Genomic DNA, 14,650 nt, shown 5'->3' with positions numbered 1-14,650 from the left:
CGTGCACAAGGGGGCTGGCCCGTCATGGGGAACGGAGACATACGGGTGCGGGGCATCGCCGCGCGGGCAGGCGGCTGGAGCGCCCGGCACCGATGGGCCGCCGTGGGAATCTGGGTGCTGTTCGTCGTCCTGGCGATGGGGCTCGGCTCGGCGGCGGGCCGCGTCGACGTCAAGGAGAGCGATCAGCTCAAGGGCGAGACACACACCGCCGCGAAGATCATCGAGGATTCGGGGATCAAGGCCCCGGCCGGTGAGAGCGTCCTGATCCAGGGGAAGGACGCGAACGTCAAGGCGACGGACGCCGACTTCCGCGCCGCCGTCACCGCCGTCGTCAAGGCCGTCGAGGGGACCGGCAACGTCACGGCCGTGACCTCCCCGTACGACACGAAGACGATCTCCAGGGACGGGCGCAGCGCGCTCGTGCAGTTCGACATGCGGGGCGACGCGGACACCGCGGGCGACCGTGTCGAGCCGGTGCTGAACGCCGTCAAGGGCGTCCAGAAGGACCATACGGCGCTGCGGATCGAGGAGATCGGCGGCGCCAGCATGCAGAAGACCTTCTCCGACGCGTTCGGCGACGACTTCAAGAAGGCCGAGTACTCCGCGGTGCCGGTGGCCCTCGGTATTCTGTTGATCGCCTTCGGCGCCCTGGTGGCGGCGCTGCTCCCGGTGGCGCTCGCGCTCACCGCGATCATGGCGACCATGGGCCTGATGGGCATCGTCAGCCACCTCCAGCCGATGAGCGACACCGCCAACTCCGTGATGCTCCTGGTGGGTCTGGCCGTCGGCGTCGACTACTGCCTGTTCTATCTGCGCCGCGAGCGCGAGGAGCGCGAGGCCGGCCGGGACGCCGGGGCCGCGCTGCGGATCGCCGCCGCCACCAGCGGCCGCGCCATCGTCGTCTCCGGTGTCACGGTGTGCGTGGCGATGGCCGGCATGCTCTTCACCGGGCTCGCCGAGTTCGAGGCGATGGGGCTGGCCTCGCTGATGGTCGTGGCGGTCGCCATGGTCGGCTCGGTCACCGTGCTGCCCGCGCTGCTCTCGCTGCTCGGCGAGCGGGTCGAGAAGGGCCGCCTGCCGTTCCTGCACCCGGACAAGCGGCGGGCCAGGGGCAAGCGCGTCCGGTCCGCCGAGGAGGGCAGCCGGTTCTGGGGCGCGGTACTGCGGGTCGTACTCGCCAAGCCCGCCGTCTCGCTGCTCGTCGCGGCCGGTACGCTGCTGGCCATCGCCGCTCCCGCCCTCGGCATGAAGACGCAACAGCTGACGCTGGACAAGGAGTTCGGCGACTCGCTGCCGATCGTGGGGACGTACAACCGGGTCAACGACGCCTTCCCGGGCGGCTCCGAGCCGGCCGAGGTGGTCGTCAAGGCGCACGACATCAACGCCTCCGACGTGAAGGCCGCGCTCGCCGACTTCCGTACGCAGGCCATCAGTTCGGGTGCCTCGCGCGGCCCGGTCGACATCAAGGTGCACGCGGCGCAGAACGTCGCCTTCGTCTACGTGCCCCTCGTGGGCGGCTCCGACCAGGACAAGGCGGAGAAGAGCCTTCAGCTGCTGCGCGACAAGGTGCGGCCCGACACACTCGGCAAGGTCGACGGCGTCCAGGCCCCGATCACCGGACAGGTCGCAGGATCGCACGACTTCAGCGACCAGTTGCTGGGCTCGGTGGCCCCGGTCTTCGCGTTCGTGGTCGTCTTCGCCTTCCTGCTGATGCTGCTCTCGTTCCGCTCGCTGACGATCGCGATCACCTCGATCGTGCTCAACCTCCTGTCGGTCGCGGCGGCCTACGGCATCCTGGTCGCCGTCTTCCAGCACGGCTGGGGCGCCTCGCTGGTCGGTGCGGAGGGCGTGGGCGCCATCATCACCTGGCTGCCGCTGTTCCTCTTCGTGATCCTCTTCGGACTCTCGATGGACTACCACGTGTTCGTGGTCTCGCGGATCCGTGAGGCGCGGCTGCGGGGCCGGGACACCAAGGACGCGATCCGGCACGGGGTGGTCACGACGGCCGGTGTCGTGACCAGCGCCGCCGTCATCATGGTCGCCGTCTTCGCGATCTTCGGGACGCTGTCCATGCAGTCCATGAAACAGATGGGTGTGGGCCTGGCGGCCGCGGTGCTCATCGACGCGACGATCATCCGCGGGGTGCTGCTGCCGGCCGTGATGGCGCTGCTCGGCGAGCGCAACTGGTATCTGCCGAAGTGGCTGAACCGGCTGCCGGACTTCACCCACGACGAGTCCCCGGAGGCCGCGTCCGGACCGCCGGCGGTCGAGGGAGAGAAGGTGGGCGTCTGATCTCCGCACGATGAGGTCGTACGTGGCCGGGGCCGCGTCTGATCTCCGCACGATGAGGTCGTACGTGGCCGGGGCGCACACGCCCCGGCCACGTTGCCGTGCGTCGGGTCTAGGCCTGGCGCAGCTCGGCCTCGATGAGGTCGGCCGCGCGCCCGGTGCCGCCCTCCCCCGCCATCTCCTCCCGGATCACCGCCAGGCGGCGCGCCACCTCGGGATCCTCGACCAGGGCGAGGACCGTTTCCCGCAGGGTCTCGGCCGTGGCCTCCGGCATCGGCAGATGGCGGGCCACGCCCAGCGCCTGGAGCATGTCGGCGTTGCCGAACTGGTCGACGGCCTGCGGTACGGCGACCATCGGGGTGCCGGTGGCCAGCCCCTCCTGGCTGCCGCCCGCACCGGCGTGCGTGATGAACGCGTCGGCCTGGCGGAGGATCGCGAGCTGGGGCACCCACGGGTGGACCTCCACGTTGCCGGGCACCTCCCCCAGCTCCGCGGGGTCGACGAAGCGACCGATCTGCAGCACGACGTGCCAGCCCGGCAGCCGGCCGAAGGCCTCGACGCACGCGCGGTAGAAGGCGGGCTGCTTGGTGAAGCTGGAGCCCAGGGACACGAGCAGGACCTTCTCGGCGTCGGCGGGCCGCCGCCAGTCCCCCTGTGCGGCGCGCTCGCCCTGACAGGCGCCGACGAACGTGTACCGCTTCTCGTCGACGCGGTCGGCGTTCGGCTGGAGAGCCTTGGGGATGAGAACGAGGCACCGGTCGGGGCGGCCCATGAAGTCCTCGACGCTCAGGTCCATGCCGTTCTCCGCGATCCAGCGCGCGAAGGTGTCGTAGAACGCCTTGCCGCGCGGGGTCTGCTTGAGCGGCTCGAACAGCGGTTTGCCGACCTCCTCGTCATACCCCTCCCACGCGACGAGGTTCGGGGAGAGCTGCACGATCGGGACGCCCCAGCGGTGGGCGAGCACCCGGGCCGGGTACGCGGTGATGTCGTACAGCACAAGGTCCGGTTCGTCGCCCTCGTAGGCCGCCGCGAGTTGCGGCTCGGCCTGCAGCGCGTCGGTCAGGAACGGCTCGATGTTGTCGATCAGCTCGGTCCCCCAGGCATCCGGATCGTCGTCGTCCGTGGGCAGGGTCGAGTGCCAGAGCCTCGGCTCGGCCCCCGTCTCGGCGACCTTCTCGTCGAAGGCGGGCGGAATCGCGTACGTCACGCGGTGACCGCGCGCCACGAGCTCACGGATCACCTCGATGCTCGGGTTCACGTGCCCGTGGGCTGCGATGGAGAACATGGCGATGTGGGCGGGGCGAGTGGTCATGTGACGACCCTAGACAAGACGAGACGTCTCGTCCAACCTGTTTTCGCTCGGGCCGGCGGCCACCGCCGGCCCGGGACCGGCCCCGACCACTCACCTCCGGCCCCGCCCCATCACCTCTGATAGCGGGCCAGCACCAGGTTCCCGTCCCTCACCAGCCGCTTTCGCAGCTCGGCGAGCCCGATCGCCCCGCTGTAGTACTCCTGGAACGCGGGGGTCGCCACCTTGTCCTTCCACTCGGGATAGCCGCGCACGGACTGAGCGGGGGCCGGGCGGAGGTGGGGGGCGAGGGCGGCGCCGGTCGCCCAGCCGTCCTTGGCGGTGTGCAGGGCGGGGTCCTTGAGCGCCTCCGTCCCCGTGGGCAGCATCCAGTCGCCGAGGGCGAGGCGGACCATGTTCTCCGGCCGGAGCAGGAAGTCGATGAACGCGGCGGCCTCCTTCTTGTGCGGGCTGTCGGCGGCAATGGACAGCGTCTGCGGGCTGACGCCCTGAGCGAGCCCGTCCACACCGGCCGGGGCGGGCAGCACCTGCCAGTCGAAACCCTTCGGCGCCTGCTGCACGATCTGCTGGCGGTAGGAGAACCCGAGCGGCACCATCGCGTACTTCCCGCCGAAGAACCCGGGCAGGGTGTCCGAGCCGCCGCTCCCGAGCGTCGTGGGTGAGGCGCTGTGGTCCACGTCCGCCTGGTCGTGGATCGTGCGCGGTACGACCTGGTCGGCCGCGTCGAAGCGCACGGCCACCTTGCCGTCCGCGCCCCGGTGGAAGAGTTCACCGCCCGCCGACAGGGACAGGTTGAGCGTGGCGGACACGGGCTCCTTGAGCGGCCAGGCCACGCCGTACTTGCCGTCCCCGCTCAGCCGCCGGGTGATGTCCCTGAACTCCGGCCAGCTCCAGGGGTGTTCGGCGGTCGGAATGCGTACGGCCGCCTTCTTCAGCCAGGTCGCGTTGGCGACGATCACCCGCGGTTCCTGGAGGAACGGCACGCCGTAGATCCCGTCCCCGAAGGTCGCCGTTTCCCAACTGCGCTGCGCTATACCGGACTTGAGTCGGGCGGGCAGCAGGTCCCGGAGGTCGGCGAGGTAGCCGCCGTAGGCGAAGTCCGCGAGGTCGTCGGAGGCGTCGTGGATGATGTCCGGCGCCTCACCGCCCTCGAAGGAGGTGAGCAGCTGGTCGTGGACGCTGTCCCAACTGCCCTGCACGTAATCGACCTTGACGTGCGGATGGGTGGCGTTCCACTCCTTCACCAACTCCTTGTTGGCGGTGACGGACTCCTCCTGCCAGGCCAGGGACTGGAAGCGGAGGGTGATCCGGCCGCCCGCCGAGCCGTATCCGCCGCCGCCCGTGCAGCCGGCGAGGAGCAGACCCACGACGAGGACGAGGATCCACTTGGGTCGCATCAGCTCTTCACCGCCCCGGTGAGCATGCCGCCCGTGATCCGGCGTTGGATCAGCGCGAAGACGACCAGGGAGGGCAGAGTCGCGAGGAACGCGGCGGCGGCCAGCGGGCCGAGGTCGGCGACGCCCTCCGCGCCGATGAAGTGGGTGAGGACGACCGGCAGGGTCTGTTTCTCCGGGGTCTTGAGCAGGACCAGCGCGAAGAAGAACTCGTTCCACGCGGTGACGAACGCGAACAGCGCCGTCGCCACGATGCCGGGGGCGAGCAGGGGTGCCGTCACCGAGACGAGGGTCCGGAGCTTCCCGGCGCCGTCGACCGCGGCGGCCTCCTCCAACTCGGCCGGTACCGCCCGTACGTACCCGGCGAGCATCCACAGGGCGAACGGCAGCGACCGCACCACGTACACCAGCACCAGCCCGGCCAGGGAGTCGATCAGCCGCAGGTTCTTCAGCACCAGAAACAGCGGGATGATCACCAGCACGAACGGGAACGCCTGGCTGACCACCACCCACCCGGTCGCGGCCCGCGCGAGCAGCGTCCGGCGCCGAGCCATGACCCACGCCATCGGTGTCGCGATCACCACGGCGATCAGCGCGGCCCCGAGCGCCGCGAGCAGGGAGTTCAACACGGCGTGCGGCAACGGCTGTTCGTCGAAGGCCTGGCGGAAGTTGGCGAAAGTGGGGTGCCGGGGGATCCAGGTGGGGTGCAGAGTGCCCAGCTCGCGCGGCGACTTGAAGGCGGTGGAGATCAGCCAGAGGAAAGGGAAGCCCAGGAAGACGAGATAGGCGAGCAGGGCGACGTACTGTCCGGCGCGGGCTCCGGTACTGGTCCTCATGACTCGTCCCCTCCCCCGATACGGCCCACGAGGAAGACGGCGAGGAGCACCGAGATCACCGCGACCATCACACAACCCATGGCCGCCGCGTAGCCGAACTGCCCGTAGCGGAAGGCCTCTTCGTAGGCGAAGAGCATGGGCAGCCGGGTGCGGCCGCCGGGTCCGCCGTTGGTCAGGACGTAGACCAGGGCGAACGAGTTGAAGTTCCAGATCAGGTTGAGTGCCGTGATCGCCAGCGCCACCGGCCGGAGGGCGGGCCAGGTGACCGTGCGGAAACGGCGCCAGGCTCCGGCGCCGTCGACCGCCGCCGCCTCGTGGAGTTCGCGCGGGGTGTTCTGCAGCCCTGCCAGCAGCGCGACCGTCGTCTGCGGCATGCCCGCCCAGACGCCGACGACGAGCACCGCGGGCAGGGCGGTGCCGAGACCGCTCAGCCAGTCGTGGCCGTCGCCGAGGCCGAGGTCACGCAGGGTCTCGTTGAGGATGCCCGCGTCGGGGTTGTAGACGAGCCGCCACATGATGCCGACGACGACCTCGGGCATGGCCCAGGGAATGATCGCGAGGGCGCGGGCGAGCGGACGGAGGCGGAGGTCCTGGTTGAGCAGAAGCGCGAGGCCCAGGGCGAGGAGGAACTGCGGCACGGTCACCCCGACCGCCCACAGCAGTCCGATCCGGAACGATTCCCAGAACAGGGCGTCGTGCAGCAGGTCCTGGAAGTTGAGCGCCCCGATCCACCGCGTGGGCGCGGACCGGCCCGACTGCGCGTCGGTGAACGCCAGCGCGATCCCATAGAGCAAAGGTCCGACGCTGAGCACCAGGATCGGGATCAGCGCGGGCAGCACCAGGAACCAGGCCCCGTGGTCGACGGGGCGCCGCCTCCCGCCCGCATCGGGGGTTTGCGTCGCCGACCGCCTGGTCGCGCTCGCCCATGTCATGGAATCGGCTCCTTCGCGCGACTCGTGGCGGTCTGGCCGTCCCGGCGGCCCCCGTCATGGTCCTGACGGAGACGGAGGTCGTCAAGACACCTCGCACCCGGTCCGACCTGTGGGAATGCGAGACTGGCCCACGGATGGCGGGAACGCGACGCCTTACCCGAAGGTCGTACACGAGGGTCGTGCACGGGCTGTGCGCGAGGACACGGAGGCGAAGGATGGACGAGGCACGGGCGCGGGACGTACTGGCCGCGGCCGAGGTGCTGCCCGGGCCGGCGCGGGACGCGACGCTCCTCGCCCTGGGTGAGAACGCGGTGTTCGCCGCCGGTGACCTGGTGGTCAAGGTGGGACGCGATGCCGAACTCCTCGAGCGCGCCCGGCGGGAACTGGACATCGCCGCGTGGCTCGCCGAGGCAGGCGTTCCCGCGGTGCGGGCGGCGGAGTCCGAGGCTCTGCTGGTGGACGGCCACCCGGTGACGATGTGGCACCGGCTGGCCGATCCCGTACGCCCCGCCGAGCCGCGGGATTTGGCCGAACTGCTACGGGTGGTGCACGCACTGCCCTCCCCCTCCTTCCCCCTGCCGCCCCGCGAGCTGCTGGGCGGGGTGGAGCGCTGGCTGCGGCTCGCGGGCGAGGCGATCGACCCCGCGGACGCGGCATATCTGCGGGCGCGGCGCGACGGCTTCGCGGACGCCGCGGCCGCGCTCACCCCGCATCTCGCGCCGGGCCCGATCCATGGCGACGCGCTGCCCCGCAATGTGCACGTGGGTCCCGACGGCCCGGTCCTGGTCGACCTGGAGACCTTCTCCGCCGATCTGCGCGAGCACGACCTGGTGGTCATGGCCCTCTCCCGCGACCGCTACGGGCTGGCCGCCGAGGCGTACGACTCCTTCACCGAGGTCTACGGCTGGGATGTGCGCGCATGGGAGGGCTGCTCGGTGCTCCGGGGCGCCCGCGAGACCGCCAGTTGCGCCTGGGTGGCCCAGCACGCGCCGGGCAACCCGAAGGCCCTGGCCGAGTTCGAACGACGGGTGGCGTCGCTGCGGGACGGGGACGAGACCGTGCGCTGGTACCCCTTCTGACGCTTCCCGGCCGACCTTTCCGGGCTCCCCGGGCAGTGCGGACCGTCCGACCGGGCCCGGTACGGCGCGGGTCCGGTCAGACCTTCTGGTCCGCCAGGTCCCGCATCGGCCATGTCCCGTCGACCACCGCGTCCGTCTCCCCCTTGCGGCGCAGGAAGCTCTGGAAGTCGGCCGCCCACTCGGCGTACCACTCGATCTGGCGGCGGTGCAGCTCCGCCGGGCCGAGGGCCGCGACCTTCGGGTGGCGGTCGGCTATCGCACGGGCGAGCCGGGCCGCGGCGAGGGCGTCGGCCGAGGCGTCGTGGGCGGCGTCCAGCGACACGCCGTACTCCGTGCAGACCGCTTCGAGGTTGCGCTTGCCTCGGCGGTAGCGCTCGACGGAGCGGTCGATCGTGTACGGGTCGACGACCGGCGCGGGGTCGGTCCCGCCGAGCCGCTCGCGCAACGACGGCAGCCCGTACCTGCGCAGTTCGGCGGAGAGCAGGGTCAGGTCGAAGGCCGCGTTGTACGCCACGACCGGGACGCCGCTCTTCCAGTACCCGGTGAGGACGCCGGCGATCGCGTCGGCGACCTGGTCGGCGGGCCTGCCCTCCGCTGCCGCCCGCTCGTTCGAGATCCCGTGCACCGCCACCGCATCCGCCGGAATCTCCACGCCCGGATCGGCCAGCCACTCACGACGCCCTATCGGCTCTCCGTCCTTGACCTCGATCACGGCACCCGTGACGATGCGCGCCTCGCGCGGATCGGTCCCGGTCGTCTCCAGGTCGAAGCCGATCAGCAGCTCCCGGTGCCAGCCCATGGGCGGCCCCCCTTCTTCGTGGTGCTTTCCCCCAGTGGTCTCCACGATCGCACGAGCCACTGACAGTCCGAGGACCGCGTTCCGCTTCCCGCGCCGGACACCACGTCACGACCCCCGTCGGGGCGACACTTCAGGACACCGGGCGCGAATCCGCCCAGGCCACCTCGAACTCCTCGCGGTATGTCGGGAAGAGTCCCTCTTCCCCTATCTCGTCCGGTTTGACCACCCGGCCGCCGCCGCGCAGGACCAGCACCGGCGCCTCCATACCGCGGGCGCGACGCAGATACGACTGCACGATCGCGATGCCGTCGGAGCCGTCCCCGTCGACGAGGTACGCCGTGAAGCGTGGCGTCTCGTCGTACACCTGGATCTCGAACGCGCCGGGGTCGCGCAGCCGGGCCCGTACCCGCCGCATGTGCAGGATGTTCATCTCCACGGCTCGGCTCAACTCGCCCCTCTTGAGACCGAGTTCGCGCTCGCGCCGCTTGACCGCGCTGGATGCGGGGTTCAGGAAGAGCAGCCGCACCCGGCAGCCCGTCTCGGCGAGGCGTACGAGCCGCCGCCCGGAGAAGTTCTGCACCAGCAGGTTCAGGCCGATGCCGATGGCGTCGAGGCGGCGGGCGCCGCCGAAGAGGTCCTCGGCGGGGAACTGGCGCAGCAGCCGCACCCGGTCGGAGTGCACGCCGACCACGTCCGCGTACCGGTCGCCGACCAGGTCCTCGACGGCGTCGACGGGCAGCCGGCGCGCGGAGGGCACGTCGCTGCCGGCGCCGAGGATCTCCAGGAGCTTGGCCGCGGCACGCTCGGCCTGGCCCAGGACCGCCTCGGACAGAGCCCGGTTGCGGGAGACCACGTTCCGGGTGACTTCCAGTTCGTCCAGCGCGAGTTCGACGTCCCGGCGCTCGTCGAAGTAGGGCTCGAAGCACGGCCAGTGCTGCACCATCAGCTCGCGCAGCTGCGGCAGGGTGAGGAAGCTGAGCACGTTGTCGTCGGCCGGGTCGAGCAGGTAGCCCTTGCGGCGGCTGACTTCGCGTACGGCGACCGCGCGCTGCACCCACTCCTGCCCCGCGGGTCCGGCGGCGGCGACCACCCAGTCGTCGCCGTGGACGGGTTCGTAGATGGGACGCAGAACAGCGGCCACGACCGCGCGCAGCCGCTGTTCGACCAGGTTCAGCCAGATGTAGGCACGGCCGGCTCGCTGGGCGCGCGTACGCACCTCACGCCAGGCGTCGGCGCCCCAGTCCAGTTCCGGTCCAATGGATCCCATCTCCATCGGCCGCGCCAGGGACACCGCGCCGGGTGGGACATCTGTGGAGTTCCCCTCGTGACCCTCGTCACCAGGAGGCAACTCCAGCCCTCCCGAGCCCACCCGCGCACCGCCTTCCGCTCCCCCGAGCTCTTCCGTGGGTCAGCCCCACTCAACGATCAAGGAAGGGTACTCCGGGAGCGGCGGGCGGTGCAGCCCGATGGACAGGTCGTTTCTCAACTACCGTTTTCCACATGCCCGTTCTGGTCGGCGAGCTCCGGCGGAGTGAGCGGATTCATAGCGGTGACGTCACGCGGGGCGATGGAAAAGCCCTGCCAGTGGACGGGCATGGGCTGCTGGTCCTCGTCGCGCGCTATGTGGTGGAAGCCCACGTTGACCCACACGATGGGGTGGGTGAGCGTCTGTCCGTTGACGTACGTGTCGACGGACTTGCCCGCTCCGGCGCCGCAGTTGAGCAGGTTGTCGGTGGCGAACTGCTCGCACTTCTTGTACTCGGTGAAGTACACGTCGTGCTTGGTGAAGGGGCGGCCGAGGTACTTGGTGGTGGCGCCCGGGACGATCTCGTAACTGCGGGCGTGGTTGTCCTTGTTCTTGCCCGTGTCGCTGACAACGCGCCACCAGCGCATGTTCGCGGCGTCGCCCGCGAGTTCCTTGGTGACCTTGGTGAGGGTGGTCTTGTTGGTCGGGCCCTCGTTGCCGTTGCGGGGCGGGCTGACCACGGAGTCGTACTGCTCGACCTTGTTCTTGGAGGAGCCGTCGAGGCCGAAGTCCAGCCGCCAGAAGACGTTGTGGCTGTGGCTGGTGGCGTAGGCCTTGGCGCCCTTGCCGATGGGCCAGCCGCGGCCGTCGCCCGCGTCGTAGTCGCCGGGCGAGAGGCTGCCGGTGGCACCGATGTTCATGCTGATGGTGCCGTCGTCCTGGAAGCGCCACTCGCTGATGTACTCGTACCAGCCGACCTTGTTGACGGTGTAGATCAGCAGGTCCTTGCCCTGGGTCTGGAAGACCTTGTTGCCCGTGTCGGCCTCCATGCGGTAGGCGTGGCCGCGCGAACGGGTGGTGGTGCACAGGCCGTTGACGTTCGGGTGCTGCGGGTCCCAGGCGTTGGGGATCTTCACGGTCTTGATGGTGCCGCCGGGACACTCGCCGGGTGCCATCTTCATCAGACCCTGGCCGAAGCCCGCGCCCGTGAGGTCGTCGTACTCGGCCTTGCCGTCGTCGTAGGGGACATGGATCTGGCCGAGCTTGGCACTGGTGAGGACCTTGATCGGCTGGGCCTCGCCCTTGGGCTGGTACGAGATGTTCTCCAGGACGAGCCCGGCCTCGCTCTCGTAGTGCCAGCACATGCGCCAGGTGGTGCCGGTGGAGAGCTTCTGCTCGATCTTGTACGCCGTGCTGCAGCTGGGGGCCGCCGCGGGCGCGGCCTTGGGCTGGGCGACGGCCGGACCCGCGGCCGTCGTCGCGCCGACGGCGAGTGCGGCCACCGAGAGACCGACCGCCGTCCGGCCGCGGGCACGACTGATTCTGTTCACGCGCATGACGAAGAGACTCCTTGCGAAAGCATGCGAAAGAAGGAGATGGGTTGGAAAAGCGAACGGAGGCGGCTCAGCCGCCGGGAGCGCGTCGGTCGCGGCTCAGCCGAGCTTGCCGACCTTGCGAGCGCTCAGATCGATCACCAGTTGACGGGCATCGATCCAGGACCCGTTCAGGACCTTCGGGAACAGCCTCACGCAGCGGTGCTCGCCGCACTTCCCGAGGAGGGCGGGCTGGGCACCGGAGGTCGCCCGGTAGACCATGCTGTTCAGCGTCAGCTGGTCGGGCGAGGTGAGTTCCTTGCCGGTGGCGTCCTTGTAGTCGGCCCGCAGGCCCGCGCCGAGCGGGTCGGCGATCAGCAGTTTCGCGGCCTCGACCATCTCGTCGCGGCTGATGGGCGGCTGGACACCGTGCTGGGTGTCCGTCCGCTCGACCTTCCCGCTGCCGAGGTTGACCGTCTTCGTGACGAGCGTGTCGTCCTTGTAGTCGTAGAACGTGACGTCGGCGCGGCGCGGCGCGTTCGGGTCGTCGAGTTCGTTCTCCTCCGGGTCGGCGAGGTCGACACCGATGCGCTGCGGGCCGCGCTGCCCCTCGACGTTCTCGCCGGAGGTCAGCAACTGCCGGTTCAGCGCGATCTGTTCGACCCGCTTGGTCTCGTCGTCGGTCAGCGGGTCACGGCCGGTGCCCTTGTCGCCCTCGGCCGGGGCCCGCTCGACGACACCGGGCTCGACGGCCGTCCGCCCCTGTCCCTGTCCCGCCTGCTGTGCGGCCTGGCTGCCGCCGCGCAGGCCGCCCGAACTCTCATCGGCCCCCGCCGAGCCCGGAAGGGTGATCCCGACCATCACGGCCGTCCCGGCCACCGCGACGGCGGCACCCGCCACCACCTTTCCCAGATGGCGGTGCACTATCTTGCGCACATTTCCCCCTACTCCCTCTGTTTCTCCAGGAGTGATCTGAGCCCCACTGGTTCGGCATACGACGTATGCCTGGTCAGCGGGTAAGAGGGACATAAGTCATAGGAGGTTCCCTCAGTTTCGGGGAGACTCGACTCCGAGTTGCCCCCAGGGGCGCGGCACTACTGGAAGAGTCGTATCCATGCAGGTCTGGCCTGGAGAGGCATATCCACTCGGTGCCACGTACGACGGCGCCGGTACCAATTTCGCGGTCTTCTCGGAGGCCGCCGACCGGATCGAGCTGTGTCTGCTGCAGGACGACGGCTCGGAGACGGCGGTCGAACTGCGCGAGAGCGACGCGTTCGTGCGGCACGCGTATCTGCCGGGGATCATGCCCGGGCAGCGGTACGGGTTCCGGGTGCACGGACGGTACGCGCCCGAACGCGGACAGCGCGTCAACTCCGCGAAGCTGCTGCTGGATCCGTACGCGCGTGCGATCAGTGGCTCGATCAAATGGGGCGAGGAGGTGTACAGCTATCCGTTCGGGGCGCCCGACAAGCGCAACGACCTGGACTCGGCGCCGCACACCATGACCTCGGTCGTGGTCAACCCCTACTTCGACTGGGGCGACGACCGGCGCCCGCGCACCGAGTACCACCACACGGTGATCTACGAGGCCCATGTGAAGGGCCTGACGATGCAGCATCCGGCGCTGCCCGAGGAACTGCGCGGCACCTACGCGGCGCTCGCCCACCCGGCGATCATCGAACACCTGACGGAGCTCGGTGTCACGGCGCTGGAGCTGATGCCCGTACACCAGTTCGTGAACGACCACCGACTGGTGGAGATGGGCCTCAACAACTACTGGGGCTACAACACGATCGGCTTCTTCGCCCCGCACAACACCTACGCGTCCTGGGGCGACCGCGGCCAGCAGGTCCTGGAGTTCAAGTCCGCGGTCCGGGCGCTGCACGAGGCCGGGATCGAGGTCATCCTGGACGTGGTCTACAACCACACCGCCGAGGGCAACCATCTGGGCCCGACCCTGTCCTTCAGGGGCCTCGACAACGCCTCGTACTACCGCCTCGCGGACGATCCCCGCTACTACATGGACACCACGGGGACCGGCAACTCGCTCCTCATGCGCTCCCCGCACGTGCTCCAGCTGATCATGGACTCGCTGCGCTACTGGGTCACCGAGATGCACGTCGACGGCTTCCGCTTCGACCTCGCGGCCACGCTGGCCCGCCAGTTCCACGAGGTGGACCGGCTGTCGTCGTTCTTCGATCTGGTCCAGCAGGATCCGGTGGTCTCCCAGGTGAAGCTGATCGCCGAGCCCTGGGACGTCGGCGAGGGCGGCTACCAGGTGGGCAACTTCCCGCCCCTGTGGACCGAGTGGAACGGCAAGTACCGCGACACCGTACGGGACCTGTGGCGCGGCGAGCCGCGCACGCTGGCGGAGTTCGCCTCGCGGCTGACCGGCTCCTCCGACCTCTATCAGGACGACGGCCGCCGTCCCCTCGCCTCCATCAACTTCGTCACCTGCCACGACGGGTTCACGCTCAACGACCTCGTCTCCTACAACAACAAGCACAACGAGGCCAACGGCGAGGACAACCGCGACGGCGAGAGCCACAACCGGTCCTGGAACTGCGGCGCCGAGGGCGACACCGACGACGCGGCCGTACTCGCGCTGCGGGCCCGTCAGAAGCGCAACTTCATCGCGACGCTGATGCTCTCCCAGGGCGTGCCGATGCTCAGCCACGGCGACGAGTTCGCGCGCACCCAGAACGGCAACAACAACGCCTACTGCCAGGACAGTGAGCTGGCCTGGGTGCCGTGGCCCGACAACGACGGCGAGCTGCTGGACTTCACGCGCGCGATGGTGTGGCTGCGCCGCGACCATCCGGTCTTCCGGCGGCGCCGGTTCTTCCACGGCCGCCCCGTCCAGGGCACCCACGACGAGCTGTCCGACATCGCGTGGTTCACCCCGGCGGGCACCGAGATGACCCAGCGCGACTGGGGGTCCACGCAGGCGCAGGCGCTGTCGGTCTTCCTCAACGGCAACGCGATCTCCGAGCCGGGCCCGCGCGGTGAGCACATCGCCGACGACTCCTTCCTGCTGATGTTCAACGCCTCACCCAAGCCCCTGGAGTTCGTGGTTCCGGTCAACCACGGGCGGCAGTGGCAGGTGGTCGTCGACACGGCCCTCCCGGACGGGGTGGCGGCGGGCACGGGCGCGAAGGTCCAGGCCGGCGACCGGCTGACCCTGCTCGACCGAAGCCTGACCGTGCTGCAACGGCCCGCGTAGCCGGTCATTCG

At 70.0% G+C, this 14,650-nt stretch carries 11 protein-coding genes; 3 read left to right on the top strand and 8 right to left on the bottom strand.

Features of this window, described 5'->3' with window-relative positions; all coding sequences use genetic code 11:
* Nucleotides 1-24 precede the first annotated feature (24 nt).
* Nucleotides 25-2,292 (top strand): MMPL family transporter, encoded by a 2,268-nt coding sequence (locus tag AAFF41_RS35735; RefSeq protein ID WP_319751018.1) that lies wholly within the window; start codon nt 25-27, stop codon nt 2,290-2,292.
* Between the two features lie 109 nt (nt 2,293-2,401).
* Here the strand turns inward: AAFF41_RS35735 and mgt are convergent, their stop codons facing one another.
* The 4 genes from mgt to AAFF41_RS35715 all read right to left on the bottom strand — a co-directional run bounded on the left by mgt (nt 2,402) and on the right by AAFF41_RS35715 (nt 6,760).
* Nucleotides 2,402-3,601, bottom strand: coding sequence for a macrolide-inactivating glycosyltransferase (gene mgt / locus AAFF41_RS35730; RefSeq protein WP_319751019.1), 1,200 nt, complete (start codon nt 3,599-3,601; stop codon nt 2,402-2,404).
* Between the two features lie 110 nt (nt 3,602-3,711).
* Complete coding sequence (locus tag AAFF41_RS35725) at nt 3,712-4,995, bottom strand: ABC transporter substrate-binding protein (protein ID WP_319751020.1); 1,284 nt, start codon at nt 4,993-4,995, stop codon at nt 3,712-3,714.
* A complete protein-coding gene (locus AAFF41_RS35720) occupies nt 4,995-5,828 on the bottom strand; it encodes a carbohydrate ABC transporter permease (RefSeq protein WP_343325231.1) in 834 nt (277 codons plus the stop codon). Before AAFF41_RS35720 ends, AAFF41_RS35725 begins: the two co-directional genes overlap by 1 nt.
* Nucleotides 5,825-6,760, bottom strand: a complete 936-nt coding sequence (locus tag AAFF41_RS35715; protein ID WP_319751023.1) for a carbohydrate ABC transporter permease — start codon at nt 6,758-6,760, stop codon at nt 5,825-5,827. The genes AAFF41_RS35720 and AAFF41_RS35715 overlap by 4 nt, the downstream gene beginning before the upstream one ends.
* 215 nt (nt 6,761-6,975) lie before the next feature.
* Between AAFF41_RS35715 and AAFF41_RS35710 the strand changes: the two genes are divergently transcribed.
* Entirely contained in the window at nt 6,976-7,839 is an 864-nt protein-coding gene (locus tag AAFF41_RS35710; protein WP_343325230.1) for a phosphotransferase enzyme family protein, read from the top strand.
* A 76-nt stretch (nt 7,840-7,915) separates the two neighbouring features.
* Here the strand turns inward: AAFF41_RS35710 and AAFF41_RS35705 are convergent, their stop codons facing one another.
* The 4 genes from AAFF41_RS35705 to AAFF41_RS35690 form a co-directional block, all read right to left on the bottom strand.
* Nucleotides 7,916-8,638, bottom strand: a complete 723-nt coding sequence (locus AAFF41_RS35705) for a 3'-5' exonuclease (protein ID WP_319751025.1) — start codon at nt 8,636-8,638, stop codon at nt 7,916-7,918.
* 130 nt (nt 8,639-8,768) lie between these two features.
* Nucleotides 8,769-10,007, bottom strand: a complete 1,239-nt coding sequence (locus tag AAFF41_RS35700) for an SAV2148 family HEPN domain-containing protein (protein ID WP_190173009.1) — start codon at nt 10,005-10,007, stop codon at nt 8,769-8,771.
* Nucleotides 10,008-10,120: 113 nt separating this feature from the next.
* Nucleotides 10,121-11,440 carry a copper amine oxidase gene (locus AAFF41_RS35695; protein ID WP_319751026.1) on the bottom strand — a complete coding sequence of 440 codons (1,320 nt, stop codon included), beginning with the start codon at nt 11,438-11,440 and terminating at the stop codon, nt 10,121-10,123.
* Nucleotides 11,441-11,536: 96 nt separating this feature from the next.
* Nucleotides 11,537-12,352 carry a Tat pathway signal sequence domain protein gene (locus AAFF41_RS35690; RefSeq protein WP_343325229.1) on the bottom strand — a complete coding sequence of 272 codons (816 nt, stop codon included), beginning with the start codon at nt 12,350-12,352 and terminating at the stop codon, nt 11,537-11,539.
* A gap of 178 nt (nt 12,353-12,530) precedes the next feature.
* On the opposite strand from AAFF41_RS35690, the gene glgX reads away from it, so the two are divergent.
* Nucleotides 12,531-14,639: a glycogen debranching protein GlgX gene (gene glgX, locus AAFF41_RS35685; protein WP_319751028.1), complete on the top strand. Its 2,109-nt coding sequence runs from the start codon at nt 12,531-12,533 to the stop codon at nt 14,637-14,639.
* The last annotated feature ends 11 nt before the right edge of the window (nt 14,640-14,650 follow it).

Origin of the sequence: Streptomyces mirabilis, assembly GCF_039503195.1 — a bacterium.
GTDB lineage: Bacteria > Actinomycetota > Actinomycetes > Streptomycetales > Streptomycetaceae > Streptomyces > Streptomyces mirabilis_D.
Note: the sequence above shows the minus strand (reverse complement) of the source record. Positions and strands in the feature narration are given on the sequence as shown.